Annotated in this window: 23 protein-coding genes; 9 read left to right on the top strand and 14 right to left on the bottom strand. The window is 68.1% G+C overall.

Features of this window, described 5'->3' with window-relative positions; genetic code table 11:
* Positions 1–31: 31 nt before the first annotated feature.
* From ACIBG5_RS18240 to ACIBG5_RS18215, 6 genes are all read right to left on the bottom strand, one after another.
* Entirely contained in the window at positions 32–1744 is a 1713-nt protein-coding gene (locus ACIBG5_RS18240; RefSeq protein WP_396392665.1) for a SulP family inorganic anion transporter, read from the bottom strand.
* 98 nt (positions 1745–1842) lie between these two features.
* Positions 1843–3735: an alkyl/aryl-sulfatase gene (locus ACIBG5_RS18235; RefSeq protein ID WP_396392664.1), complete on the bottom strand. Its 1893-nt coding sequence runs from the start codon at positions 3733–3735 to the stop codon at positions 1843–1845.
* Positions 3736–3904: 169 nt separating this feature from the next.
* On the bottom strand, positions 3905–4966 hold the full coding sequence (locus ACIBG5_RS18230) for an ABC transporter ATP-binding protein (protein WP_396392663.1): 1062 nt from the start codon (positions 4964–4966) through the stop codon (positions 3905–3907).
* Positions 4963–5727, bottom strand: a complete 765-nt coding sequence (gene modB, locus ACIBG5_RS18225) for a molybdate ABC transporter permease subunit (protein ID WP_396392662.1) — start codon at positions 5725–5727, stop codon at positions 4963–4965. Before modB ends, ACIBG5_RS18230 begins: the two co-directional genes overlap by 4 nt.
* Positions 5728–5765: 38 nt before the next feature.
* Positions 5766–6551: a molybdate ABC transporter substrate-binding protein gene (modA, locus tag ACIBG5_RS18220; RefSeq protein WP_396392661.1), complete on the bottom strand. Its 786-nt coding sequence runs from the start codon at positions 6549–6551 to the stop codon at positions 5766–5768.
* Positions 6551–6946 carry a TOBE domain-containing protein gene (locus ACIBG5_RS18215; RefSeq protein WP_360445857.1) on the bottom strand — a complete coding sequence of 132 codons (396 nt, stop codon included), beginning with the start codon at positions 6944–6946 and terminating at the stop codon, positions 6551–6553. Before ACIBG5_RS18215 ends, modA begins: the two co-directional genes overlap by 1 nt.
* 99 nt (positions 6947–7045) lie before the next feature.
* On the opposite strand from ACIBG5_RS18215, the gene ACIBG5_RS18210 reads away from it, so the two are divergent.
* Both ACIBG5_RS18210 and ACIBG5_RS18205 read left to right on the top strand, forming a co-directional pair.
* Complete coding sequence (locus ACIBG5_RS18210; protein WP_396392660.1) at positions 7046–8968, top strand: acyl-CoA dehydrogenase; 1923 nt, start codon at positions 7046–7048, stop codon at positions 8966–8968.
* Positions 8961–9587, top strand: a complete 627-nt coding sequence (locus ACIBG5_RS18205; RefSeq protein WP_131359921.1) for a hypothetical protein — start codon at positions 8961–8963, stop codon at positions 9585–9587. The genes ACIBG5_RS18210 and ACIBG5_RS18205 overlap by 8 nt, the downstream gene beginning before the upstream one ends.
* Positions 9588–10734: 1147 nt before the next feature.
* On the opposite strand, the gene ACIBG5_RS18200 is transcribed toward ACIBG5_RS18205, so the two are convergent.
* Entirely contained in the window at positions 10735–13218 is a 2484-nt protein-coding gene (locus ACIBG5_RS18200) for a bifunctional FO biosynthesis protein CofGH (protein WP_396393005.1), read from the bottom strand.
* Positions 13219–13336: 118 nt separating this feature from the next.
* Between ACIBG5_RS18200 and ACIBG5_RS18195 the strand changes: the two genes are divergently transcribed.
* Complete coding sequence (locus ACIBG5_RS18195) at positions 13337–13891, top strand: TetR/AcrR family transcriptional regulator (protein WP_396392659.1); 555 nt, start codon at positions 13337–13339, stop codon at positions 13889–13891.
* Here ACIBG5_RS18195 and ACIBG5_RS18190 read toward each other — a convergent pair whose 3' ends face one another.
* From ACIBG5_RS18190 to ACIBG5_RS18175, 4 genes are all read right to left on the bottom strand, one after another.
* The gene (locus tag ACIBG5_RS18190) at positions 13892–14383 is read right to left on the bottom strand and encodes a DUF2867 domain-containing protein (protein WP_396392658.1); all 492 of its coding nucleotides are present in this window, start codon (positions 14381–14383) and stop codon (positions 13892–13894) included.
* 10 nt (positions 14384–14393) lie between these two features.
* Entirely contained in the window at positions 14394–14945 is a 552-nt protein-coding gene (locus ACIBG5_RS18185; protein ID WP_396392657.1) for a TetR/AcrR family transcriptional regulator, read from the bottom strand.
* Between the two features lie 30 nt (positions 14946–14975).
* Positions 14976–17465, bottom strand: coding sequence for a GH116 family glycosyl-hydrolase (locus tag ACIBG5_RS18180; protein WP_396392656.1), 2490 nt, complete (start codon positions 17463–17465; stop codon positions 14976–14978).
* A 66-nt stretch (positions 17466–17531) separates the two neighbouring features.
* A complete protein-coding gene (locus ACIBG5_RS18175; RefSeq protein ID WP_396392655.1) occupies positions 17532–18776 on the bottom strand; it encodes a glycosyltransferase in 1245 nt (414 codons plus the stop codon).
* A 38-nt stretch (positions 18777–18814) separates the two neighbouring features.
* On the opposite strand from ACIBG5_RS18175, the gene ACIBG5_RS18170 reads away from it, so the two are divergent.
* Positions 18815–19285: a MarR family winged helix-turn-helix transcriptional regulator gene (locus ACIBG5_RS18170; RefSeq protein ID WP_396392654.1), complete on the top strand. Its 471-nt coding sequence runs from the start codon at positions 18815–18817 to the stop codon at positions 19283–19285.
* On the top strand, positions 19278–19739 hold the full coding sequence (locus tag ACIBG5_RS18165; RefSeq protein ID WP_396392653.1) for a methyltransferase family protein: 462 nt from the start codon (positions 19278–19280) through the stop codon (positions 19737–19739). The genes ACIBG5_RS18170 and ACIBG5_RS18165 overlap by 8 nt, the downstream gene beginning before the upstream one ends.
* Here ACIBG5_RS18165 and ACIBG5_RS18160 read toward each other — a convergent pair.
* Entirely contained in the window at positions 19729–20274 is a 546-nt protein-coding gene (locus ACIBG5_RS18160; protein ID WP_396392652.1) for a hypothetical protein, read from the bottom strand. The genes ACIBG5_RS18165 and ACIBG5_RS18160 overlap by 11 nt on opposite strands.
* A gap of 165 nt (positions 20275–20439) precedes the next feature.
* Here ACIBG5_RS18160 and ACIBG5_RS18155 point away from each other — a divergent pair, with 165 nt between their 5' ends.
* From ACIBG5_RS18155 to ACIBG5_RS18145, 3 genes are read left to right on the top strand one after another with little or no spacing between them, the layout of a single operon-like run.
* Positions 20440–21102: a TetR family transcriptional regulator gene (locus tag ACIBG5_RS18155; protein ID WP_396392651.1), complete on the top strand. Its 663-nt coding sequence runs from the start codon at positions 20440–20442 to the stop codon at positions 21100–21102.
* Positions 21099–22679, top strand: a complete 1581-nt coding sequence (locus ACIBG5_RS18150) for an MDR family MFS transporter (RefSeq protein ID WP_396392650.1) — start codon at positions 21099–21101, stop codon at positions 22677–22679. The genes ACIBG5_RS18155 and ACIBG5_RS18150 overlap by 4 nt, the downstream gene beginning before the upstream one ends.
* Before the next feature lie 37 nt (positions 22680–22716).
* A complete protein-coding gene (locus ACIBG5_RS18145; RefSeq protein WP_396392648.1) occupies positions 22717–23016 on the top strand; it encodes an MTH1187 family thiamine-binding protein in 300 nt (99 codons plus the stop codon).
* Here ACIBG5_RS18145 and ACIBG5_RS18140 read toward each other — a convergent pair.
* Positions 23005–23748, bottom strand: a complete 744-nt coding sequence (locus tag ACIBG5_RS18140; RefSeq protein WP_396392647.1) for an SDR family oxidoreductase — start codon at positions 23746–23748, stop codon at positions 23005–23007. The genes ACIBG5_RS18145 and ACIBG5_RS18140 overlap by 12 nt on opposite strands.
* 99 nt (positions 23749–23847) lie before the next feature.
* On the opposite strand from ACIBG5_RS18140, the gene ACIBG5_RS18135 reads away from it, so the two are divergent.
* The gene (locus ACIBG5_RS18135) at positions 23848–24693 is read left to right on the top strand and encodes a helix-turn-helix transcriptional regulator (RefSeq protein ID WP_396392646.1); all 846 of its coding nucleotides are present in this window, start codon (positions 23848–23850) and stop codon (positions 24691–24693) included.
* Here ACIBG5_RS18135 and ACIBG5_RS18130 read toward each other — a convergent pair.
* Positions 24669–25553: a bile acid:sodium symporter family protein gene (locus ACIBG5_RS18130; protein ID WP_396392645.1), complete on the bottom strand. Its 885-nt coding sequence runs from the start codon at positions 25551–25553 to the stop codon at positions 24669–24671. The two genes, ACIBG5_RS18135 and ACIBG5_RS18130, sit on opposite strands and share 25 nt — an antisense overlap.
* Positions 25554–25575: the final 22 nt, after the last annotated feature.

The raw sequence follows: 25575 nt of genomic DNA, 5'->3' as shown, positions 1-25575 counted from the left end.
GCGCATCTGGGGAGGAGCAGCGGTGTGTGCGTCAGTTGTCAGGTCGTTGCGGATGCGCTCGGGCGGCGGCGATTGCGGCGTCGATGTTCCGGTAGATCACGAGTCCTGATCCGTTGTCGGTGTGGTGGAGGACGTCACGGACCTGGCCGATGTTGCGGGCGAAGTAGAGGCGAACGCCGCGGGCAGCGAGTTCGCGGCTGAGTTGATCGAGCATGCCGGCCGCGGTCACGTCGATGAATGGGCTGCTCTCGCCGTCCAGCACGACGGCGACGGGACCGGGTGCGGCAAGGGCACGGATGCTGTCGCGGACGTGATCGGCGTTGGCGAAGAACAGCCCGGATTCCACGCGGATCACGAGGATGCCGTCCTCGGGGCGGACGTCGGGGTGCCGGTCGGCATCCACCCAGAGTCCTGGCCGGTCGGTATCGCCGATGCGGACCAGTCTAGTCACGTGCGGCCGGCTGGCTCGGTAGAGCAGCAATGTCATCGACACGGCGATGCCGATCACCAGGCCGGGCAGGGTGTCGAAGACGAGCACGCCGAGCATCGCGGCGATCGCGGCGAGGAAGTCCGCGCGGGCGGCGGGGCCGTAAATGCCGCCGAGCCTTTGGGTCCACACGCGATACAGCCGGCGCAGGGCGGCGATGTCAACCAGCTCGATGACCGCGGCAATCACGATGGCGGCCAGGGTGGCCTCCGGAAGCTCCTCGAACAGGCCGGTCAGGAACAGCAGCGTCACGACCGTGAGTGCGGCAACCGTCAGCCCGCTGATCTGGGAGCGGGCGCCGGCCCCGCTGTTGACGGCGGTCTTGGACAGGCTGCCGTTGACGACCATCCCGGAGGCGACGCCTGCTCCGAGGTTCGCCACGCCCAAACCGGCCAGCTCGCGGTTGGCGTCGATGTCGTAGCCGGCCCGGGCGGCGTACGTCTTCGCCGCCGCCAGTCCCTCGGCGAACCCGACCAGCAGCACTCCACCGGCCGGCCCCACCAGGGCGAGGTAGTCGTCCCACGCCAACCCCGACGGGAGGCCGAACGTCGGCAGGCCGGACTGGATCGGCCCGACGATCGCCACGCCATGCTGGTCGAGGTCGAACAGGGCGACCGCGGCGATGCCGAGCAGGACCGCCACCAGGGACCCGGGGACGATCGGTAGCCACCGGCGCAGGCCCAGCACCACGACGAGGCTGAGCACGCCGATTGCCAGCGTGGTCCCGCTCGTCTGGTCCAGCGAGGTGAGCAGGTGCCAGAGCTTGGCGAAAAAGTCGCCGTCGCTACCTTCGATTCCGAACAGCTTGGGGAGTTGTCCAGCCACGATCGTCAGCGCCAGCCCGACGATGAACCCCTTCAACACCGGCTCGGAGATGAACGAGGCGAGGAACCCCAGCCGGGCCAGCCCCGCGGCCACACCGATGACCCCGGTCACCAGCGCGAGCGCGGTCGTCAGCGCGGCGTACCGATCGTCGCCGGCGGCGACGAAGGTGCCGACGATGCCCGCCGACAATGCCGCGGTCGCCGACATCGGACCGACCACCAGGTGCCGGGAACTTCCGATTGCCGCGTACAGCACCAGCGCCGGCACCGCCGCGTACAGGCCTACGACCGGCGAGACGCCGGCAATCGTGGCGTAGGCGAGCGACTCGGGAACCAGCACCGCCCACACTGTCAGGCCTGCGACCAGGTCCCGGCGCAGCCATTGTGGCCGGTACCCGGCCAGCGATCCGAACAGGAAGTTCACGCGTGTCACCCCGCCTCCCTCGAAGGTCCAACTCCGGTGTCCAGCACCTGCACGATGCCCGCCCAAGGCTCAGCGGCCGGCGGTCCTGGTCGATGCTTGGTCTGGACTCAGTCCGGTGTGACGATCGTGAAGTTCGGGTCGCCGGGGTCGAGAAGCCCGAACAGTCGGTCGAGGACTCCGGCGTCGCCGGCGACGTCGATGCCGGCGGCAGCCAGCGCGGCGGGATCTGTCGTTGCCTGGGCGAGGGCGGGCAACGAGGCGCGAGGGAGGGTCAGGGTCACGTCGGCGTCCCCGCGCTGTGGCGCTGAGCTGTAGGTGAGAGCGCCGTTGGACAGGCGGAGCCGGTAGCGCTGGTCGACATCATTGAAGACAACGTCGATGGACAGGGCCTGGTCCCAGGCGCGGGGTCCGTCGAGCTGGATCGCGAAGGCGTCGAACAACATGTCCGGGCTGAGGTTGGAGACCACGTCGGCAGATGCGGTGACGGTCGGGGTGCCGAAGCTGCCGTCGCGTAGCTCGGTCGCACCGGACAGGTAGAAGTTGCGCCAGGTGCCGTTCTCGGAGCCGTAGCCGAGCTGCTCGTAGGTATCGGCGAGCAACTCGCGGGCGGCGGCGTGATCCGGCTGTGCGAACACGACGTGGTTGACGACCTCCGCGACCCAGCGGAAGTCGCCGTTGTCGAAGTACTGCTGGGCCTTCTCCACGACAGCGTCGGCGCCGCCCATGAACTCGACGTACCGGGTGGCGGCCTCGACGGGTGGGTGCTGCCATAGGTGCGCGGGGTTGCCGTCGAACCAGCCGATGTAGCGCTGGTAGATGGCCTTGACGTTGTGGCTCACCGAGCCGTAGTAGCCGTGGGTGTGCCAGGCGTTCTCCAGGACGGGCGGGAGCTGGATCAGCTCGGCGATCTCGGGGCCGGTCAGGCCCTTGTTCAGCATCCGCAGGGTCTGGTCGTGCAGGTAGGCGTACAGGTCGCGCTGGAGGGTGAGGTAGTGGACGACGTGCTCGTTGTCCCAGGTGGGCCAATGGTGGGAGGCGAAGACAACGTCGACGTCCGCACCGAACAGGTCGAGGGTCTCGGTGAGATAGCGAGCCCAGCCGCGCGGGTCGCGGACCAGCGCGCCTCGCAGGGTGAGGAGGTTGTGGAGGTTGTGGGTGGCGTCCTCGGCTGCGCACAGCGCCCTGTGCTCGGGGAAGTAGATCAGCATCTCCGCGGGCGCCTCGGTGTCGGGCGCCATCTGGAACACCATCCGGACCCCATCGATGGTCTCCTCGTGCCCGGTCGTGGAGATGAAGTCGGTCGGCGCGATCAGCGTGATCGTTCCGGTCGAGGTCGTCTGCCCGAGCCCGGCGCCGACCTGGCCGCGCGGCCCACGGGCCAGTGCCGCGCCGTACATGTAGCCGGCCCGTCGGCCCATCGCGGTGCCGGCGTAGACATTCTCGGAGACGGCGTGCTCGGTGAACCCCTCCGGAGCGAGGATCCGCACGCGCCCGGCGTCGACGTCCTCCTGGGAGACCACGCCCTTCACGCCACCGAAGTGGTCGACGTGAGAGTGGGTATAGATGACTGCGTGGATGGGTCGGTCGCCCCGGTGCTTGCGGTACAGACCGAGCGCGGCGGCAGCGGTCTGTGCCGACAGCAGCGGGTCGATGACCACGAGACCGGTCTCGCCCTCGACGAACGTGACGTTCGACAGGTCGAAGCCGCGCGCCTGGTAGATGCCCTCGACCACCTCGAAAAGCCCCTGTCGCGCGACCAGCTGCGACTGCCGCCACAGGCTCGGGTGCACCGTGTCCGGGGCGTCTCCTTCCAGGAACGCGTACGAGTCGTTGTCCCACACCACCTCGCCGCCCACGGCCCGCACCACACCCGGGCTGAGCTCATCGATCCGACCCCGTGAGGTCGCATCGAAGTCGGCAGTATCGGACATCGGCAGAGTCTCGAGCGCCGCTCGGTGCTGGACGCGGACGGCAGCGCTGGCATCACGAGGAGTCGTCATGCCCCTGAGTCTTATCCGGCTCGGACGCGCTCGACTTCACCCGAGCAGGATGAGTTCGACAGCACCGTCAACGATGCGAGTCGCTGTTGGACGAGCTGCGGCTGGCCCAGTCACCTTCGAGGGCGACTGACGGGAACGTCCTCAACTGCCGCGTTGCTCGTGGGGCCCTTTACACCGGGTAGGTGTGGATCTCGGTGGCTTTCAGGGAGGCGTGGAGGGGTTGGCCGGGGGACAGGTGGAGGTCGGCTACTGCGGCGGGAGTGATGTCGGCCAGGAGGGTGGTTGGGCCGGCGGGGGTTGCGGTCAGGCGGACTCGGACTGTGTGGGCGTGTTGCTCTATGCCGGTCACTGTGGCGGGCCAGGTGTTGCGGGGGCTGCCGGACGGGGCCTCGGGGTAGAGGCTGACGGCAGTGGGTGGGAAGGCTACGTGAACCGGGCCGGTCGCAGGCTCGGCGAGGGTGATGGTGCCGCCTTCGGACAGCGTGACGGTGGTGCCGGATGCTGTGCCTCGGTAGAGGTTGAGGCCTACCAGTTGGGCTACGTAGTCGGTGCGAGGGCGGCGGGCTATCTCGGTGGGACGGCCTTCCTGGACCACGCGGCCATGTTCGACGATCACCAGGCGGTCTGCGAGGACCATGGCGTCGAGGGGGTCGTGGGTGACGAGCAGCGTGTGCCCCGGGAAGCGGTCCAGGTGCTGACCGAGTTCGGCGCGCACATGGAGCGTCGTACTGGCGTCCAATGCGGCCAGCGGCTCGTCGAGCAGCAGCAGCGAAGGGCTGGTTGCCAACGCGCGGACCAGAGCGACCCGCTGGGCCTGGCCGCCGGACAGCGAGCGTGGTCGGCTTCGGGCGTACGCCGAGAGGCCTACGGTGTCGAGCCACCGGCTGGCTTCAGCACGCGCTGCGTGTTTGTCGACACCACGGGCTCTGAGGCCGAAGGCAACGTTCTCCACGCAGCTCAGGTGGTCGAACAGGAGGTAGTCCTGGAAGACCACACCGATCGGCCGACGGTCCGGCGTACGGAAGGTGCGAGGAGGCTCGTCCCACACCTCCTCGTCCAGCGCGATCCGGCCGTCGCCCAGAGGCAGCAGTCCGGAGATCGCACGGAGCGCAGTGGTCTTGCCGGCGCCGTTGGGTCCGAGGAGGGCGACGACCTCGCCTGGTTCGACGGCGAGGTCGAGTGAGAGGTCGAACTCGCCGCGGGTCACACGAATCTCGGCATGCAGCGTCATCGCAGCCCACTGATCCAGCGTTCACGCAGAGACGCCAGTACGACGACAGAAACGATCAGCAGCACCAGACTCAGTACGACGGCCACGTCCGGGTCGGTCTCCAAAGCCAGATAGACGGCCAGCGGCATCGTCGTCGTACGACCGGGAAAGTTGCCGGCGAAGGTGATGGTGGCGCCGAACTCACCCAGTGCACGAGCCCAGCACAGTACGGCGCCCGCCACGACGCCTGGTGCGATGGAAGGCAGTGTGACGCGGCGGAACGTCAGCCACCGACCAGCGCCGAGCGTCGCGGCGGCCTCCTCGTAGCGGGGGTCCGCAGCGCGCAGCGCACCCTCCACGGAGATGACCAGGAACGGCATAGCCACAAAGGCTTCCGCCACGATTACTCCGGCCGTGGTGAACGGCAGACTGATGCCGAACCAGGCGTCCAGGTGCTGACCGACCAGTCCACGCCGTCCGAGCACCAGGAGCAGCGCAACACCTCCCACCACCGGCGGCAGGACCAGTGGAACAGTCACCAACGCTCTGATGACACCGCGGCCGGGTATCGGTGCTCTGGCCAGCAACCACGCCAGTGGGATCCCCAGGACCATGCACACCGCAGTGGCCGCCGTTGCGCACAGCAGAGACAACCTGAGTGCGTCCCAGACATCAGCACTGAACAGACGGCTCGGCAGCGTCGACCACGGCGCCTTGGCGAGCAGACCGACCAGCGGGATGAGCAGGAACGCCAGGCCGAGTAACGCAGGCAGCAGGAGCACCAGGGGCAGACGCCCGATCGTGCTCCTGCTACGACGACTCACGGTGTAGCGAAGCCCGCCGCGGTGAGGACGGCCTTGCCCTTGTCGGACAGGACGTAGTCAACGAACGCCTTGGCGCCGTCAGCGTTCGGGGCTTTGGTCAGCGTGGCGATCGGGTACTTGTTGACGGCCTCGCTCGCTTCGGGGAACTCGATGCCCTCCACCTTGCCCTTCGCCGCCTGCACATCGGTCTTGTAGACCAGCGCGGCGTCGACCTCACCGAGGCTGACCTTCGTCAGCGCGGCCTTGACGTCCTGCTCCAGGCTGTCCGGCTGCGGGGTGATCCCGGCCGCCTTGAACACCGTTTCCGACGCTGCGCCACACGGCACCTGCGGCGCGCACAGCGCGATCTTCTTGCTCTTGTCCCCGAAGTCCTTCAGACCGGTGATCTTCCCGGGGTTGCCGGGCGGTACGGCGATCTCCAGCGTGTTCGTCACGAACGTGGTCGGGCTGTTCTTGTCAGTCACCTGGTCCATGTTCTTCGGCGCGGCGGAGGCGAACACGTCGGCGGGCGCACCCTGGTTGATCTGCTGCGCCAGCGCCGAACTGCCGGCGAAGTTGAAGGTGACCTTCACACCCGGATGAGCCGCCTCGAAGTCCTTGCCGATCTGGGTGAACGACTCGGTGAGGGACGCGGCGGCGAACACGTTGACAGTCCCGGACAGGGACGCCGCGGCGCTCGGGCTGTCCGAGGACGACGACGCCGCAGGGGTGTCGTCGCCGCAGCCGGCCAGGGTGAGCGCGACGGTGGCGGCCAGCGCGGCGAGCACTGTACGACGGAACATCAGGCCTCCGGGATCTCTACGACCACATGGGTCGACTTGATCGAGGCGACGGCAACCACACCTGGCTCGAGTCCGAGCTCGTCGGCGGCCTCGCGACTCATCAGGGACACGACGCGGAACGGCCCGGCCTGCATCTCGACCTGGGCCATCACGCCGTCTTTGAGCACACGGGTGACGATCCCCCGCATGCGGTTGCGTGCCGAGGCCGCGGCGGTGACCCCCGGCTCGGGCGACTCCGCCAAGCTCTGGGCAAAGGCGGCGAGCGCGCCGCCGTCGACGGCCATCCGGCCGCCTTCCTGGACTGACTGCAGCCTGCCCTGATCGATCCAGCGCCGTACTGTGTCGTCGCTGACCCCGAGGAGCGCGGCCGCCTCACTGATCCGCAAGTTCGGCACGGTCGACAGCATACTGCCGCAGATGCGCATTGCGAGAGAGTTGTCCACAGTCACACGATGGTGACGGAAAGTGCGGGCGAATCCGCATAGGTTAAGAGCATGAGCACAACGGGGTTGCGGGACTATCTGGACGGGCCGCACAAGGCGGCGCGGGACGTCGTGCGCGCTGGGCTGAGCGCGAACGCGGAGCTGCTCGACATGTCCCTGCGCCTGCAGCCGGACGAGTACCGCGACAAGGTGCTCGACGTGTTGCTGGATGTCACGGCCGAGGGCCATCCGGCACGCGGTTTCCCGAAGGAGTACGGCGGTGCGGGCGATCTCGGCGGATTCATCGCCGGGTTCGAGACACTCGCCTTCGGGGACCTCTCGTTGATGGTGAAGGCGGGGGTGCAGTTCGGCCTGTTCGCCGGCGCGATTCTGCACCTGGGCACCGAGCGTCACCACGAGCGCTATCTGGCGGATGCGCTGAGCGGCCGGCTGCTCGGCTGCTTCGCGATGACCGAGACGGGCCACGGTTCGAACGTGCAGGCCCTTGGTACGACGGCGACGTACGACGACTCGACCGCGGAGTTCGTCGTGCACACGCCGACCGCGGCCGCGCGGAAGGACTACATCGGGAACGCGGCGCGGCACGGGCGGATGGCCGCGGTGTTCGCGCAACTGTTCGTCGGCGGCAAGAGCCGAGGCGTGCATTGCCTGCTCGTGCCGATCCGGGATGAGAACGGTACGACGACACCCGGGGTGACGCTGTCCGACTGCGGCCCGAAGCTGGGGCTGAACGGGGTCGACAACGGGCGGATCGTGTTCGATCAGGTCCGGGTGCCGCGGGAGGCGCTGCTGGACCGCTACGCGCAGGTCGATGCTGATGGCAACTACCAGAGCGAGATCGAGAACCCGGACCGCCGGTTCTTCACCATGCTCGGCACACTCGTACAGGGACGCGTCTCGGTCGGTGGCGCGGCGATCAACGCCAGCAAGGTCGCACTGACCATCGCGATCCGGTACGGCGCTCAGCGGCGGCAGTTCGGTGCTCCGGGGAGTGCTGAGGAGGCGTTGCTGCTGGACTACCGGATGCACCAGCGCCGGCTGCTGCCGTTGCTCGCGCGGACCTACGCACTGCACTTCGCGCAAGCCGAGCTGGTCGACGAGTTCGTGCGGGTGTTCGGTGACGGCAGCAACGAGCACGACCGGAGAGCGTTGGAGGCGCAGGCGGCCGGGACGAAGGCGCTCGGGACGTGGCATACGACCGAGACGATCCAGATGTGCCGCGAGGCGTGCGGCGGTGCCGGCTACCTGGCAGAGAACCGGCTGGCCACGCTGAAGGCGGACACCGATGTGTTCACCACCTTCGAGGGTGACAACACTGTCTTGCTTCAGTTGGTGGCCAAGGGTCTGCTGACGGACTACCGGGAGTCGTTCGGGAAGCTGGACCCGCTCGGCACGGCCCGGTTCATCGCGGCTCAGGCGGTGGAGATCGCGGTCGAGAAGGCGGCCCTGCGACCACTCATCGAGCGGCTGCGGGACGTCGTACCGAATCGAAGTGACGCGAACGATCCGGATGCGGGGCTGCGGGACGACGCGTACCACTCGGGGCTGCTGCGGTTCCGCGAGGAGCACATGCTGTCCGGGGTCGCGCGGCGGCTGAAGGCGGGGATCGATGCCGGGGACGAGCCGTTCGAGGTGTTCAACCGGTGCCAGGACCACGTCATCGCGGCCGGGCGGGCGCACGTGGACCGCGTCGTGCTGGAGGCGTTCCATGCGGCGGTCGACGATGCGCCGGAGGAGCTCCGCGAGGTGCTGAAGGACGTCTACGACCTGCATGCGCTCGCGACGATCGAGTCGGAGCGCGCCTGGTACCTCGAGCACGGGCGGTTGTCGCCGGGCCGGTCGAAGGCGATCACGGCGCTGGTGAACGAGCTCTGCGCCACGGTTCGGCCGGTCGCGGTCGAGCTCGTCGACGCGTTCGGCGTACCGGGCTCGGCGGTGGAGGTGCCGATGGTTGTACCGTCGCAGCATGAGTGAGCCGATCGAACCCGCGTCGGCCGCCGAGGCCGCCCGCGAACTCGCCCGGGTGCTGCTGGAGCAGGCCGACGCTCTGGATCTCCACGACCTGCGGGCCACCGGCGCGATCGAGAACGTCCGGGTCCAGGCCCGGGCGCTCGCGGACGCCGTGCACGAGCGGGGCTGGGGCGACATCTTCCTCGGGATCGACTCCTACGACCCCGACGAGCTCGACGACCTGCCGCTCGGGCCGGACGACTTCGACGACCCCGCGGACTACCGGGAGATGGTCGAGGGCGCCGGCCTGGACGACCTCGAGGGCCTCGAGGAGCCGCTGCTGCCGGCGGACGGGGTCCGGCTCAGCTACCAGGCGCGGTACGACTACGTGGTGACGGATCCGGACGCGTTCGTGGAGTACGTCCGCAGCCGCGCGGACGAGGCGCAGAACGACGAGGTGATCGACGACATCGAGGACGCGCAGTCGGCGTTCGAGCTGCTGTGCTACCTCGACGGGATGGGGTCGAAGGACTACGACTCCTTCGGCCTGATGCCGGCCGGCGGCGAAGAGTCCCACAAGATCGTCGATTTCTCCCTCTGGGACCTCGACCCCACCCGCCGCGACGACACCTACCCGTACTAACCTCCGGACCCGTCTCCCGCTGAGCGTGGAGCCGACCAGCTGACTTCGATGCACGGGGTCGGCTGGATGCTCCTGTCCGGTTCAGTCCGGTGTGGCACCTCGGACTGAGCGCCGCGTCAAGGAGGGTTGAGATCCCAACCCGGCCGGGAGCCCGCCATGCCTGCCGCCGGGAGCCCGCCATGCCTCTGCGACCGTCGGCACGTGGTCGGCTTTGGCGGTGGTTCCCGACGGGTGGCGGGTTATGAGCTGGCTGGCGGGTTATATGCGCGCCAGTGGAGAAACAACCCGCCAGTGGGCCGGGTATGACAGATCTGTTCGGTGCAATCCGGGGGCCGCGTCGGGCCGCTTCTCGTGCCGGCTGATGCGAATCCCGGTCCGGTCGGGCACTGCTCGGGATCGGTGGGCACTGGCGGTGGTTGCCGGCAGGTGGCGGGTTGTGTGCTGGGTGGCGGGTTGTTTGCGCGTCAGTGGAAGAACAACCCGCCACTGGCGTGTGGATCTGGAGATCCGGCGTGGGTGATTGTTGTTGCGGAAGGCAACGGGGGCACGGAAAGTGAGGGTTTGTTTACTGAGGGTTGTCCAGTTCAAAGGCCATGCAAATGTTTGAACCCGGGGATGGTCTGCGGTTGTGGTGACGTGACAACGTTCAGTTGTCGGCGACGGACGGGTCGCTGACAAACAGGCTCCAGGTGGTACCGACGTACTCCCGTCCGCGACCGGACTGTACCTCCCCTGCCGGTCACGGAATGAGACGCCGGCCCGCCCTCCTTAGGGCCGACTGCCCTCTCGGGGCAACAGCAGGACGCCGGCCGTGCCGCAGGCGGTGCCGGTCGCCAGTGAGGTGGCGACCGACTCCGGGCATGGCCGGCGTTTCCGTTCCCTGGTTGGTGTCTGGTGCTGCTGGGGACCAGACACCAACCAGGAAACGCCACTGCAAAATCAGCGTTCCCGTGCATCCGATTGCACCCCAGAACGCCCACGGTCCGACCGGCGCCGCGCGCTCACAACGTCAGGGATGCATGCTCACGACGTCAGGTGGGTGAGGACCGCAAGCATCCGGCGACACGTGCTGGGTGTATGGCGATCCAGGCGACGTATGCGGCGGTCGAGGTCCACGGGCGCGGACCTCGACCCCGTCCGGTGATTCTCAGGCCAGTTCGAGCGCAGGGCGCTCCGGCACCTGGCCGTAGGTCGTCGTACGCTGCCGCGCCGGGCGGCCGGCGGCCGTGGCCATCGCGGTCAGTTCGGCGATGGACTTCCGCGACCCGTGCTTGGAGCCGGCCATCCGGCTGATGGTCTCCTCCATCAGTGTGCCGCCGATGTCGTTGACGCCACCGTTCAGCACCGCGACGCACCCGTCCACGCCGAGCTTGACCCACGAGCACTGGATGTTGTCGATCCGCCCGTGCAGCATGATCCGCGACATCGCGTGCACCGCGCGGTTCTCGTCGTACGTCGGACCCGGCCGGGCGACGCCGGCCAGGTAGATCGGCGAGTTCTGGTGGATGAACGGCAGCAGCACGAACTCCGTGAAGCCGCCGGTCTGATCCTGGACGGCGGCGATCGTGCGCAGGTGCTGGACCCAGTGGTGCGGTGCGTCGACGTGGCCGTACATCATCGTCGAACTCGACGGCAGACCGACCTTGTGGGCCGTGGTGATGACCTCGATCCACGATGCCGTGGGCAACTTTCCCTTGGTGAGGATCCAGCGGACGTCGTCGTCCAGGATCTCCGCCGCGGTACCGGGGATGCTGTCCAGCCCGGCCTCCTTGACCGAGATCAGGAAGTCCTCGATCGACAGCCCGGTGCGGACCGAGCCGTTCACGATCTCCATCGGGGAGTACGCGTGCACGTGCATGTCCGGCACCCGGTCCTTCACCGCGCGGACCAGATCGGAGTACGCCGTGCCTGGCAGGTCGGGGTGGATACCGCCCTGCATGCAGACCTCGGTCGCGCCGATCACCCAGGCTTCCTCGGCGCGCTGGCCGACCTCGTCCATCGACAGCGAGTAGGCGTCCGCGTCGGTGCGCCGCTGGGCGAACGCGCAGAACCGGCAGCCGGTGTAGCAGACGTTGGTGAAGTTGATGTTCCGGTTCACGACGTACGTCACGTCGTCGCCGACTGTTGCCTTGCGCAACTCATCGGCCAGTGAGGCCAGCGCATCGAGGGCAGGACCGGTGGCAGTGATCAACGTGAGCGCCTGGGCGTCGGACAGTCCGGCCGGGTCGCGTTCGGCGGCGGCCAGTGCCTCCTTGACGTCACCTTCGATGCGTTCTGGTGCGGATCGCCCCGCGACCTGCTCGCGCAGCACGTCCCAGTCGCCGTACGCCGCGTCGAAGTCCGAACGAGTCTCGGTACGACGGCCCTCGGTGTCGATCGCGGTGTGCAGATCGGTCCGGCCGACGCTGTCCCAGCCACCATCGGGTTCCTGCCAGGGCAGGCCGACCGGCATCGCGGACTCATTGGCCAGCCCGGTCGCCGGATCGACCAGCGCCTCGACATGCGAGATCAGGCGCGGATCGAGCCAAGGCTCCCGCAGGTACTCCGGGTGCGTGGTCAGCCGCTCCCGCAAGGTGAAGCCGGCGTCCGCGGTGACCTTCGCCAGGTCGTCGATCTGCGGCCACGGCCGCTCCGGGTTCACATGGTCCGGCGTCAGCGGCGAGACGCCGCCGAAGTCGTCGACGCCCGCGTCGAGTAGCGCCCGGCACTCGGCCAGGTCGACCAGGTTCGGCGGGGCCTGTACGCGCACTCGCGGCCCGAGCACGACCCGCGTCACCGCGATCGCGGCCAGCCATTCGTCCAGCGGTACGTCGTCGTCGTTGCGCATCGCCGTGTCGGGCTTCACCCGGAAGCCCTGGATGATGACTTCCTGGATCCCGTTGTACTGCCGCGCGATCTTGCGCAGCGCGAAGATCGAGTCGGCCCGCTCCTCGAGCGTCTCGCCGATACCGATCAGCAGACCGGTGGTGAACGGCACGTTGGACCGGCCGGCGTCCTCCAGCACCCGCAGCCGGATCGCCGGGTCCTTGTCCGGCGAGCCGAAATGCGGCTGACCCTTCTCCTCGAACAGCCGCCGCGACGTGGTCTCGAGCATCATGCCCATACTCGGCGCGACCGGCTTCAGCCGCTGCAGGTCCTGCCACTTCATCACCCCGGGGTTGAGGTGCGGCAGCAGCCCGGTCTCCTCCAGCACCCGGATCGCCATCGCCCGCACGTAGTCGAGCGTGCTGTCGTACCCGGCCTCCTCCAGCCAGGTCCGGGCGGCGTCCCAGCGCTCCTCCGGAGCATCGCCGAGAGTGAACAACGCCTCCTTGCACCCGAGTGCCGCACCCTGTCGCGCGATCTCGAGCACCTCGTCCGGTGACAGGTACGGCGAGTGCACCCGCCCCGGCGTGGTCGCGAACGTGCAGTAGTGACACCGGTCGCGGCACAGCCGGGTGAGCGGGATGAAGACCTTCTTCGAGTACGTGATGATCCCGGAACGGTCGGCATCCGCCAGTCCCTGGTCGCGGACCCGCGCCGCCGTCGCCATCAAGGCGGTCAGCGCATCACCCGAGGCCGCCAGCAGCACTTCGGCTTCGGCCGGGTCGAGGGTCTTGCCGTCGTCCGCGCGCTTCAGTGCGCGGCGCATCGCCGTACTGAGTTCATTGGTTGTCACGTCACCCGAGCCTAGGCGCCGAAGACCGCCGAATCGCACGATTCCGGGGACCAAAAACAATCCGTACAGACGTCCTGATAGTTTGATGTTCGTGCAGGTCAGGCGGGGTGTCGACGGCCGCCGGATGCGTGGTGAGCAGCGCCGGAGCGAGTTGCTCCGGGCCACCATCGGCGTGATCGAGCGCGACGGGGTCGCAGGTGTGAGCCATCGTGCGGTGGCTTCGGCGGCCGATGTGTCGGTCGCGTCGATCACCTATCACTTCGCGACCCTGGATGATCTGCTGATCGCCGCACTGAGCTGGGCCGCGGACGATCTCGCCGTCGAGTTGCACGGGCGGGGGAGCGAACTGGGCGCGCGGCCGGCGGACGAGCTATCCCGGTTGATCGAGGACAGCCTCATCCGGCGCCGGGGCCGGACACTCGCCCTGTACGAGCTCTACCTGTACGCCGCCCGCCGGCCGGAGCTCAGGTCCGCGGCGGGAGCCTGGCTCGAACCGCTGACCGAGATCGCACGCGCCTTCACGGCCGACCCCCAGAAGGCCCGACTGCTGGTTGCCGCGCTGGACGGCCTGCTGATGCAGGCCCTCATCGGTGCCCGGGATGTCGATCGCGCAGACTTCGCCGCACTACTCGAGGTGCTGCGGTAGCTACTGGCGCACGGCGGCCTGGCACATGCTGAGCATCATGATGTGGTGGAACGGCCGGATGAGGTTGTAGTAGAACCGGCCCGCCGGCCGCACGTACTTCACCAATGTGACCGCTTTGAACTCGCTCTCGGGCTTGGCGTTGTCGGTGATGAAGGCCAGGTAGCCGATCAGATGGTTGTCGGAGATCTTCAGCAGCAGGTAGTGATCCTCCTCGCCACGCTCCACAGTGAAGAAGAGGTCCAGCTCGCCCGGGGTGAAGCTCACCGTCTCCGGTCGCAGTCGGCGTGTCGGCGGGGCGACGGTCTCCAGTCGGAGTGCGAGAGCCACGGCCGTGCGGGCCGCGAACAATCCCTTGACCCACAAGGGGCTGTAGCCCAGTGCGCCCGCGATGAACTCGCGGAGTGACACCGCGCCGCGGATGGTCTTCACGTCGATCTCGTCGACGGTGGGCAGCAGATCGTCCAGCTCCGGCAGGTCCGTGCGGGTAGGCATGGCAGCTCCTCTAGTCGAGCAAGGTCTCGCCGGTGGCGAGCCGCAAGGTCAACGCGTAGATGTCGCGCAGGTCGTTCGTGGCGATCGGCGGCAGCACCTGTTCGGCGCCGATGAAGATCAGGTAGAGGAGTTCCGCGAAGCGGTCCGCGTCCACGTCCGTCTTCAATCCGCGGCAGAGTTCCTTGAGGTACTCCGTCCGTGCCCGGTCCACCCGCTCCTGCGCGGCCCGTACTTCGGGGTCCTGTAGTGCCCAGGCCCGGGCAGCGATCTCCAGACTCGCGTTGTCCGCGTCGGACACCACGAGCCGCAGGAGGTGCTGCAACTTCGCCAACGGTTCCGCGGCCGGCTCACCCTCGATGGTGTCGATGAGCCGGGTGGTGAACCGCGCCTCGAAGTACTCCAGCAACGCCGTCCGGTACCCCGCGGCGCCTTTGAAGTGGTGGTAGTACGAGCCCTTGGTGACGCCGAGCTTGCCGGTGAGCCGCTCGATCGTCACGGCCGGCGCACCCTCGTCCGCCAGCAGTTCGAACCCGGCCTCCAGCCACTCCGTCCGCGTCACCATTTGAAGACCATACCATACCGTTTGGTATGGTCAGCCCAACTTCACCACGTCCCCGGCGGTTCCCAGGCCGCCTGGTACGTCGATCGGCGCACGATCCGGGAGCTCGATCGAGGTGAGCCGCAGGCTGCCTTCGCGGACGTGGAGGGTGCCCTCGGCCAGGTCCACGGTGCCGAAGGCGTCACCGGTGGACCAGAAGTGCCGGGATCCCGCGACCTGTGGCGCGAACCGCATCACCCCGGTCCGCCCGTCGTAGTCGAACCCGGTCAGCGCGATCACTGCACCCCAGCTCGCCATCGCCCGCGCGTAGTGGTGACCACACTCCGCTTCGTCGAAGGGGTTTCGCCGCTCGCCGTCGTACCGGGCCCGGATGTCGGCGATCACCTTCAGCCCTTCGTCGACCAGACCCTCCGAGATCAGGCCGACGGCGAGGATGTGCTCGAATCCGGTCATCACCTCGGAGAAGTACGGGAACGGGCGCTCGGGACGGTTGCCACGCGGGTAGCTGCACATCAGTACGGCGGACTCGTCGCCCAGCACGTAGCTGCGCATGTGATTGAAGTGCCCGAAGAACCCGGACCGGCCGTTGTGCTTCAGGATGCTGCGCAACGTCGTCACCACGCGGTCCGTGTCGTGCAGCGAGCCGAGTTGGGTCAGCCGGGCGAGATGCTGACCCACCAGTTGGTCGACGAGACATCCGTCGCCGAGTTGCAGCACAGGGTTCGTGGGGTCGGCCGCGCCCATCCGCTCGCGCAGGCCCGGTGCGACCTCGTCCGCGGAGGCCGGCGGGCGGATCTCGTGCCGGTAGTACTCGCCGTTGAAGAGGTGCTCGTCCATCCAGGCGCTGCCGTACTCGAACATCCGCCGGCACTCGTCCGCGAGATCCGCGAGATCCGCGAGATCCGCGCTGCCGAGGGACCGGGCCATCTCCTCACAGGCACGCAGGGCAGCCAGGTACCACGACTGCATCTGCGGGTTGGGTCCGTAGTACTCGACGTCCATCGTGTTGTGCTGGCAGCCCTCCATCACGCCGTCGCGATCGGCATCCCAGCCGCCGGGAATCCAGCAGAACTCGAGCGCCCGTCGAGCAGCCGGCCACAAGGAGCGCAGCATCTCGTCGTCACCGCTGAGTCGCCAGTCGCGATACAGCTTCACCAGGGACCCGAGCTGCCCGTCGGCGGCGGCGACCTGCCAGTCCTGGGCACTCGTTGCCAACGGCAACCCGACCCGGAAGCTCATCAGTCCTTGATCGTTGGTCGCATGGCCGAACTCGACCTCGCGCAGCGAGCGTGCGATCTCACCGAACAGGAACGGCGTCGCCTGCTCGTAGTTCCAGACATGCGTGCAACTGCCGAAACAACTGCCCTCGTGGTCGGAGCACCCTTCCCAGCCGAAGAACCGCCCGTCCGGCGTCCGGAACACGGTCTGCGTCCGCAGCGTGCTCAGGTTGAACAGCGCCGCTTCCTTGACCTGGTCCGGCAGGTCGCCGGCGAGGAAGTCCTCGACGAACGCGACCGTACGACGCTCCAACCCGCCGAGCTGCGGCGCGAACCGGCAGATCGCTGTCCAGGCGTCGTCGACCAGCGTCGTGTAGTGGTTGCCGACGATGTCCGGCTTCTCCCACGCGCGCCGGTTCGGGAAGTGCCAGCCGAGCAGGAACGTGAAGCGCTCGGTCGCGCCGGCCTCGACCGTACGGCGGTCGGCCACCGAGGCGATCGGTGTCGCGGACTCGCTGGTGCGTTCGTCGAGCCGGCCGTCCGCACTGAAGTCGTCCCAGAAGTCGAGCAGGCTGTCGCCCCACGTCCGGTCCGCCCAGCCGGTCCGGCGACTCACGTCCTGGCCGTCCACCACCCCGAAGGCGATGGAGCCGTACTGCTCCGCAGCCGGATCGACACCGCGGCTGCGCAGGAGCACGCCGTCCACGCGAACGCCGGACGGCCCGCTCCCGCCGGTCGCCGTAGTGTTGTAGTTGTCTGCGGCAACATCGGTGCTGCCGTCGCGGCCGATGAAGTTCTGTAGCGACGCCGCGAGCGAGACCGTCAACGGCTGATCGCCCGGGTTCGTCACCACGAAGCGCAGTACGGCGACCGGCCACGAGCTGGCCTCGACGTCGGTGGGGACGAACGGGTTGAACGCCTCGAGGTCCACCTCGACCGGTACGTCGTCATCGCGGAGTTGGAGCCGCCCGAACGGGTACGCCGTACCGAAGGTGGCTTCGCGGAAGCGGGGGAGGCCGTGGCTCTGGGCGGCGCTGCCGTGGGCGCCCTCGTACTCGCTCAGGTCCAGCGGGCCTTCGGCGGCACGGGTCGTCACGGTGCCGTCAGGTGACTCGGTGCGGATCGCGAAGAACGCCGTACCCGGGTGGAAGCCCTTCGCCGGGCGGTTCACGATCTCCCAGTCGCGGAGATTGCCGCGGCCGCCGAGACTGACCGTCCCGGTGCCGATTCCGCCGAGCGGCAGGGCGATCCGGCGGAGCCGACGGCCGGAGTAGGTGCGGAGGAGTGGCCAGTCCGTGGTCGTCATGTCCACCGACACTAATCGCACCGACCCGTCAGGGAAATCGATCTCCGGCGGGTCGGGGTGGACCACTTACAGCTGTTGGGCGATGGTCGTGGCTGCTTCCGAGGGGCCGTCGACGGCTGCGTAGAGCTTCTGGATTCGTTCGGCGGCTTCGCGGTGGGTGGGGTTGGCGAGCATCTGGGTGGCGAGATCGGCGAGGGTGGTGGAGCGGGCGCGGCGTGCGGCGCCGAGACGTTCGGCCAGCGCGACGTTGAGGTCTTGTTCGATGTGCAGTGGGATGCCCAGGAGCGGCGTACCGCTGGCCATGGCGGTCTGGACGCTGCCTTGGCCGCCGGTGGTGACGGCGAGATCGACCTGCGGCATGACGAGGTGGCTGGGGAGGACGCCGGCTACCTGGATCTGGTCTGTGGACAGGTCTGCGAGGGTGTGGATGGTGCCGGCGACGAGGATGCGGGCGTCGAGCCGGCTGAGGTCGGCGACCGCCTGCCGGACCTGCTCGGGCGGGGTTGACGTCATCGCGAGGTAGATCGTCGGGCCGGGGCGGTCGAGGAACTTCTGGACCTCGGGTGGGATCGGGAGGTTCAGCTGGGCGAAGAGTGGGCCGACGGTCCGCAGTTGCGAGCCGGGCCGGTAGCCCTTGCTGGGTTTCCAGGCGGCCACCTCCGCGGCGGAGATCCCAAGAACTTCAGGGATCTCCGGGACCAGCGAGAGGTCACCGAGGAGGAGCGCGGCCAGGCTGGGAATGCCTTCCACGCCGAGCTCTTCGGCGACCCGGTTGAAGCCGCTGCAGTAACCCGGGAAGCGGTTCGGGGTTCGGTTGATGAGCAGTCGGGCAAGCCAATCCGGTGCATGCTTCAGCCGTGGATCCACCGGCCGGGTCGGCGCCGGCAGTAGCCGATGCTCGAACACCGGCGGCACGAAGCTGCCGGCATGCTCAGTGATCACCTGTACGCCGGCCAGTCGCGACGACAGCAAGGCGGTCAGGGTGAATCCCGTGACGGCAAGGGTGATCCCGTGCGATCGGAAGTACTCGGCCTCGGCCGCGACGTACGTCCGGATCTCGTCATCGGCGTACATGCTCTGCCGGGGATCGCCGAGCCCGACGGCCGAACCGACGAACGCGGCCGCGCGGGTGGGTGACAGTCCTGGGCCGAGGACGTCGTACTCGATGCCGGCGTCGGCCAGCAGGCGCTCGTGCGGTCCACCGTGGGTGGCGACCCGGATCTGGAGGCCGAGCTCGGTGAGGGCGCGGTGCAGCTCGAGCATCCGGGAGGTCTCGGACAGGTAGGCGCAGTGCGGCAGTAGACAGATCACGGTTGCCCCCTTCGACAGTGATAGGTAATATATTGCCTATGTCGTCACGGAGCAAGATGTTCGGGCTCGGAGCAGAGTCGGAGTTGGCGCCGTCGGTCCGCGCGTTCCGGACGACGCTGATGCTTGCGCAGAAGCTGCGCAACGAGATGGATGTGCGTCTCCGGGAGGACGGGCTCACGACCCAGCAGGCGGCCCTGATCACAGCGGTCCAGGCGATGGGGAAGCCGTCGCTGGCCGAGGCGGCGGCCGCTCTGGGGAGCACGCACCAGAACGTCGCGCAGATCGTCGCGGCCCTGCAGCGCAAGGAGCTGCTGCAGGTCGAGCCGGATCCCGCGGACCGTCGTCGCAAGTTGCTATCAGCAACGAATCACAGTGCGGACTACTGGCGTGAGCGCGATGCGGGTGACTTCGCCGCTGTCGCCGACTGGTTCGCCGACCTCAGCCCGGACGAGCTCGAGACCTTCTGCGAGCTGTCCGACCGCGTGATCGCGAGATTCGACCGTGCTTAAGGCCGCGCTCGGCAGTACGGCGTTCTTCTTCGCCGCGCCGTGTGTGGTGGGTGGACTGATTCCGTGGGCCGTGAGTGGGTGGGCTGCGCCTCGGTTCTGGCCGGGCTTTGTCGTGGTGGCTGCTGGGGCGTTCGTCGTACTGCGGGCGTTTGTGCGGTTCGTACTGGAAGGGCGGGGGACGCCGGCGCCGGTCGCTCCGACGGAGGAGTTGGTGGTCGGCGGTGACTACCGCTTCGTACGCAACCCGATGTACGTCGGCGTGGTGACCGCGATCCTCGGGCAGGCGCTGCTGTTCCTCGACCTGCGGGTGCTGACGTACGGCGTACTCGCGTGGGCGGTGATGGCGGCGTTCGTGCGGTGGTACGAGGAGCCCGTGCTGCTCCAGCGGTACGGCGCGCAGTACGACGCGTACCGCCGGAGCGTGCCGGCGTGGGTGCCGCGGTTCAGGCGCTGATGCTGTTGCCGTCCTTGTCGCGGAAGACGGTGAGCGGGACGGGACCGCGGTGGAGGACGTGCGGGATGTCCGCCCAGGGGAGCAGCGGCTCGGTGGCGTTCAGGTTGCGGAGGCGGTGGAGCGCCTTGTCCGAGGGGGTGGAGAGAGTGGCGACGGTCGCGGGGCTGTAGGGGAGATAGTCCTCGGCGGGCTGCGGACGGAACTCCGGGTCGTGGCGCTTCATCAGGATGCAGGTGCGACTCGGGTCGAGCAGCTCGGCGTCGACGGTCCAGTAGGAAAGGCCGCCCGGCCCGACCCGACCGGACTCGCGCAGGGCGTCGAAGATCGGCGCGGGGTGGACCGGCGAGAGGAAGACGACGTCGGCCCAGCGGCAGCCGAGTGGCGGCACCGGGTTGTCCATCGCCGCAGGGCGGTAAGCGTACTTGCGGGCTTCGCGTTCGTAGAGGTCCGGGTGGAGGTCGCGGAGCACGTTCATCGGGAGGACGGCGGTGCCGCGGAAGCCGTGGATGGCGGCGCGGTACAGGAGTGTCTGCATATACGAAAGCCTCCGAACGGCGGAAGGGTCCGCTACCGGAGGCTGCCTAGTTATTTTATCAGTCCGACGGGGTCATGGCTGCCCGTTCAGCAACTTTCTGCAGGACTGCAAGATTTCAGGGTTAATAGTTTGCAGTGAGTGCAAGTTTGTTTCTAGTCTGGTCCGGTGAGGCACGCAGAAGGTGGTTTGCGGGAACGGAAGAAGCGGGAGACGCGGGCGGCGCTGGCCGAAGCCGCGTTGCGGCTCGCCCTGGACAAGGGCCCGGACAACGTCACGGTCGAGGAGATCGCCGAGGCCGCGGACGTGTCGGTGCGCACCTTCTTCAACTACTTCCCGCACAAAGAGCACGCGATCCTCGGGCGCAATCCCGAGCATCTCGAGCGGGCGCTGGACCGGATGCGGACCGCGCCGGCCACGGAGTCCCCGCTGTCCACGATGTGGTTCGTCGTCGACGACGTACTGCGTGATCTCGAGCGCGAGGGCGAGTTGTCGCGGCGGGGCGAGCTGATCATGTCGTCGCCGAGCCTGGTGTACCAGCTGATGATGTCCAGCTTCGAGGATGAGCGTCTGCTGACCACCGCGCTGGCCGAGCGGATGGGTGAGCCGGCTGGATCGGTCCGTGCGGCGCTCATCGTCAGCGCCGCCGGCGCTGCCTGCCGGGTCGCGATGGAGCTGCACAAGAGCGCACCGGACCGGTCGGTCCGCGACCTCGTCGCCGAGGGATTCCACGTGCTCGCCGAGGGCCTCGACCCCGGCTTCGACCCGACCGTGCCCGACGAAACCAAGACCAACCACACCATGCCCGAAGAACAGGAAGGTCCTTCATGACGACGACCTCTTCGCCCACCCCCGATTCGGCGCCGGGTGAGGTCACCGAGAACATCACTACAACGTTGACCCCGAGGCAGACCATCCAGGCCATCTCGGGCCTGATGATGGGCATGTTCGTGGCGATCCTGGCCGGCACCGTGGTCTCGACCGCGTTGCCGCGGATCATCCACGACCTCGGCGCCAGCCAATCGTCGTACACCTGGGTCGTCACCCTCGAGTTGCTCACGATGACGGCCACCGTGCCGTTGTGGGGCAAGCTCGCCGACCTCTACAACAACAAGCTGCTGGTCCAGCTCTCGCTGTGCTTCTTCGTGGTCGGCTCGCTGGTGGCCGGCTTCGCCCCGAACATCGAGGTACTGCTGGGCAGCCGGGTCCTGCAGGGGCTCGGCGCCGGTGGCCTGACCGCCCTGGTGCAGATCGTGATGGCGGCGATCATCCCGCCGCGTGAGCTCGGCCGGTACTCCGGCATCTTCGGCGCGATCTTCGCCTCGGCGACCGTCGGCGGACCGTTGCTCGGCGGCTTCCTGGTCGACTCACCGCTGGGCTGGCGGGCCTGCTTCCTGATCGGCGTGCCGTTCGTGCTCGCCGCGATCGTGCTGCTGCAGCGCACGCTGAAACTGCCGACGGTACGCCGGGACGTGCGGATCGACTGGTGGGGTGCGTTCCTGATCACCGCCGGAGTGAGCACGCTGCTGGTCTGGTCGTCGTTCGCCGGCAACAAGTTCGAGTGGGCGTCGGCCTGGAGTTTCGTGCTGGTCGCGGTGGCCCTGGCGCTGCTGGTGACGGCTGTGATGGTCGAGCGCAAGCACCCGGAGCCGATCATCCCGATGGATCTGTTCCGCAACCGTACGGTGACCCTGTCGATCGTCGCCAGCATGCTGGTCGGTGTCGCGATGTTCGGCGGGTCGGTGTTCCTGGCGCAGTACTTCCAGATCGCGCAGGGTTACTCGCCGACCAAGGCCGGGCTGATGAGCCTGCCGCTGATCCTGGGCATGATGGTCGCGTCCACGATCGCGGGTGGCCTGATCACGAAGTACGGCAAGTGGAAGATCTACCTGGTGACCGGCAGCGTGCTGCTGCCGATCGGGCTGGCGCTGTTCGGCACGATCGACGCGCACACGTCGAAGTACATGCTGTGGGGCTTCATGCTCGTACTCGGTGTCGGCATCGGTCTGGTGATGCAGAACCTGGTGCTTGCCGCGCAGAACGACGTACCGGCCAAGGAGCTGGGAGCGGCCACCTCGGCGGTCAGCTTCTTCCGCAGCATGGGCGGCACGATCGGGGTCAGCGTGCTCGGCGCGATCCTGGCCAACAAGGTCACCGAGACGCTGAACCCGGGCGGCGCGTCGTCAGGCGGCAGCAACGCGGTGCCGAACATCGCGGAGCTGCCGGAGCAGGTTCGGACCGTGGTGGAGAACGCGTACGGCGCGGCGACCGCCGACCTGTTCATGATGTCGGTGCCGTTCGCGGTGCTGGCGCTGATCGCGGTCGTGTTCATCAAGGAGAAGCCGTTGCTGACCACCTCGGGTGCCGAGCGCCGCGCCACAGAGGAAGCAGTCCAGGACGAGGTCTGAGGACGGTGCTGGCAAGCGAGCGTGGGACGCTGGTCGCATGATCGTTGCATTCAGCATCAGCCCTTCCGGCGGTGACGAGACCGGAGGCGTGAGCCAGGCGGTGGCCGAAGCCATCCGCGTGGTTCGCGCCTCCGGCCTGCCGAACGAGACCAACGCGATGTTCACCAACATCGAAGGCGAGTGGGACGAGGTGATGGCCGTGGTCAAGCAGGCCGTCGACGTGGTCGCCGCCGTTTCGCCTCGGGTGAGCCTGGTGCTGAAGGCGGACATCCGGGCCGGGTACACCGGCCAGCTCACCGCGAAGGTGGAGCGGATCGAGCAGGAGCTAGCCGACTGAGTTCAGGATCCGGATGACGTCGTCGTACCGGTTCTCGCGCTCGGCGTCGCGGAGGAAGCGGACCCGGTCGACCAGGATCTCGTCGGCGTTCGGCTGGGTCTGGAACAGGCTGACCGACTCGTCGAGGTATTCGTCCAGCGGCATCCATTCCGGGTCCGGTTCGTGGCCCATCAGGTGGCTCTGGACGGCCGGCGGGACCAGTTCGATCACCTGGAGACCGGTGTCCGCGAGCTGGATCCGCAGGCTCTGCGTGTAGCTGTGCACGGCCGCCTTGGTCGCGCTGTACGTCGGCGTGTGCACCAGCGGGACGAACGCCAGCCCGGACGAGACCGTGACGATCGCGGCGTCGGGCTGCTTCAGCAGGTACGGCGTGAACGCGGTGATGGTCCGGATCGTGCCGAGGAGATTGATGCCGATCGTCTCCTCGCTCGTCGCGAGGTGGGCGGGATCGTGCAGATCCTCGATCCGCATGATGCCGGCCATCGTGACGACGACGTTGAGGTCCGGGTGCTGACCGGTGACGGTCTCGAAGGCCGCGGCGATCGAGTCGGGGTCGGCGACGTCGAGGGTGATGCTCTCGATGCCGTCCTCCGCGGCGATCCGGTCCAGCAGGTCCTGGCGGCGGCCGCTGATGATCACGGTGTTGCCGAGGTCGCGGAACTTCCGGGCCAGCCCGAGGCCGATGCCCGACGTACCGCCGGTCATGAAGATGGTGTTGCCTGTGGTTCTCATGTCTCCAGGCTGGGAGCTGATGCCGACGGCAACCAGGCTCGGCTCAGCCTCTGCTCGGCAAGCAGTGGATAACGGCGGCTGGTCCGGGACACTGGAGGCATGGAGTACGCCGACCTGTCCGATTTCCTGCGTAAGCGCCGCGAGGCCCTGCAACCCGAGGATGTCGGGATGCCCCGCGGCCGACGCCGTCGTACGCCGGGACTCCGCCGCGAGGAGGTCGCCGCGCTGGCCTCGATGTCGGCCGACTACTACAGCCGGCTCGAAGGTGGCCGGGGTCCGCAGCCGTCGGCCGAGATGCTGGGTTCGATCGCCCGCGCGCTGCGGCTGACGCTGGAGGAGCGGGACCACCTGTACGTGCTCGCCGGGCACGGTACGCCGCCTCGGACGACGCGGACCTGTCACGTCGACCCAGGGATGCTGCGGATCCTCGACCGGCTGCAGGACACGCCCGCGATGCTGGTCAACCGGTGTGGCGAGACGCTCGCGCAGACGCCGGCGCATGTCGCGTTCGCCGGCGAGCAGACCAACTACGAAGGTATGGCGCGGAGCGAGTTCTACCGCTGGTTCGCCGACCCGGACTCGCGCTATCTGTACCGCGAACCCGAGCTGTCCACCCACAGCCGCATGCTGGTCTCGTGGCTGCGCTCGGTCGCCACTGCGGACGGCCCCAAGTCGTACGCGGCCTCGATGGTCCGCGCACTCCGAAAGCTGAGTCCGGAGTTCGACGAGCTCTGGAACGCGCACGAGATCGGCATCGCGCACAGCCGGACCAAGCGCTTCCAGCACCCGGTCGTCGGCGAACTCGACCTGTACTGCGAGGTGATCGACAACCGGGACCAGCAGCAGACCCTGGTGGTCTTCACCGCCACCCCGGGGAGCGAGAGCGCGGACAGGCTCGAACTGCTGGCGGTGCTCGGAAGTCAGGCGCTCGACCCGGCCCACTGAACCGTCCGCCGCCGGCCGAGGTAGTAGGCGAACGCGGCGGTCGGGAAGAACATGACGATGCCGTAGACCGCCACCGGGATGGACATCTGGCTGTTGTCGAGCAGGGCCGGACTGAGCGCGATGGTGAGGGCGAGGGTGGCGTTGTGGATGCCGATCTCCATCGAGCAGGCGATCGACTGCGGCTCACCCAGCCGGGCAAGTTTCGGTACGACGTACCCGAGCCCGAGGCTGAGGACGTTCAGCAGCAGGGCCACCACGCCGACCGCCGCGATGTAGTCGAGGACGTTCGCGCGCTCGGTGTAGATCGCCGCGAAGATCACCAGCGCCAGCACGAGGATCGAACCCAGCTTCACCGGCCGGGTCATCCGCTCCGCGAACCTGGGCCACCGGTTCCGCAGCAGCATGCCGATGGCGACCGGGACGAGCACGATCGCGAACACCTGCAGCATCTTCGCGGGCTGCAGCCCGATCTGGCCTTCGCCGAGGAAGTGGTCGAGCGACAGGTTGACCACGATCGGCAGCGTGACCACGGCGAGGACCGAGTTCACCGCGGTCAGGGAGACGTTGAGGGCGACGTCGCCGCCGGCCAGGTGGCTGAAGAGGTTCGCGGTGGTGCCGCCGGGGGAGGCGGCCAGCAGCATCATGCCGGCGGCGAGGGCGGGTTCGAGGTCGAACAGCTTCACCAGTCCGAAGCAGATCAGCGGGAGCAGGATCACCTGGGTGCCGAGTGCGATCAGGACGGCCTTGGGCATCCGCAGGACCCGGGCGAAGTCGGCGACGGTCAGGGTCAGGCCGAGGCCGAGCATGATGAGCGCGAGCGCGATCGGCAGCAGGACCGAGGTGAGCACGGAGTCGTTCATCGAGCGCTCCTTCCGGGGCCGG

The organism is Kribbella sp. NPDC050241, from assembly GCF_044459685.1.
GTDB lineage: Bacteria > Actinomycetota > Actinomycetes > Propionibacteriales > Kribbellaceae > Kribbella.
The sequence above is the reverse complement of the archived record's forward strand: the minus strand, read 5'-3'. Positions and strand labels throughout refer to the sequence as shown.

Coding starts and splice junctions, on each gene's coding strand:
- ACIBG5_RS18235 (WP_396392664.1), bottom strand. CDS start 3,735: ATGACGACTCCTCGTGATGCCAGCGCTGCCGTCCGCGTCCAGCACCGA.
- ACIBG5_RS18230 (WP_396392663.1), bottom strand. CDS start 4,966: ATGACGCTGCATGCCGAGATTCGTGTGACCCGCGGCGAGTTCGACCTC.
- modA (WP_396392661.1), bottom strand. CDS start 6,551: ATGTTCCGTCGTACAGTGCTCGCCGCGCTGGCCGCCACCGTCGCGCTC.
- ACIBG5_RS18210 (WP_396392660.1), top strand. CDS start 7,046: ATGAGCACAACGGGGTTGCGGGACTATCTGGACGGGCCGCACAAGGCG.
- ACIBG5_RS18205 (WP_131359921.1), top strand. CDS start 8,961: ATGAGTGAGCCGATCGAACCCGCGTCGGCCGCCGAGGCCGCCCGCGAA.
- ACIBG5_RS18200 (WP_396393005.1), bottom strand. CDS start 13,218: ATGCGCCGCGCACTGAAGCGCGCGGACGACGGCAAGACCCTCGACCCG.
- ACIBG5_RS18190 (WP_396392658.1), bottom strand. CDS start 14,383: ATGCCTACCCGCACGGACCTGCCGGAGCTGGACGATCTGCTGCCCACC.
- ACIBG5_RS18185 (WP_396392657.1), bottom strand. CDS start 14,945: ATGGTGACGCGGACGGAGTGGCTGGAGGCCGGGTTCGAACTGCTGGCG.
- ACIBG5_RS18180 (WP_396392656.1), bottom strand. CDS start 17,465: ATGACGACCACGGACTGGCCACTCCTCCGCACCTACTCCGGCCGTCGG.
- ACIBG5_RS18170 (WP_396392654.1), top strand. CDS start 18,815: ATGTCGTCACGGAGCAAGATGTTCGGGCTCGGAGCAGAGTCGGAGTTG.
- ACIBG5_RS18160 (WP_396392652.1), bottom strand. CDS start 20,274: ATGCAGACACTCCTGTACCGCGCCGCCATCCACGGCTTCCGCGGCACC.
- ACIBG5_RS18150 (WP_396392650.1), top strand. CDS start 21,099: ATGACGACGACCTCTTCGCCCACCCCCGATTCGGCGCCGGGTGAGGTC.
- ACIBG5_RS18145 (WP_396392648.1), top strand. CDS start 22,717: ATGATCGTTGCATTCAGCATCAGCCCTTCCGGCGGTGACGAGACCGGA.
- ACIBG5_RS18140 (WP_396392647.1), bottom strand. CDS start 23,748: ATGAGAACCACAGGCAACACCATCTTCATGACCGGCGGTACGTCGGGC.
- ACIBG5_RS18135 (WP_396392646.1), top strand. CDS start 23,848: ATGGAGTACGCCGACCTGTCCGATTTCCTGCGTAAGCGCCGCGAGGCC.
- ACIBG5_RS18130 (WP_396392645.1), bottom strand. CDS start 25,553: ATGAACGACTCCGTGCTCACCTCGGTCCTGCTGCCGATCGCGCTCGCG.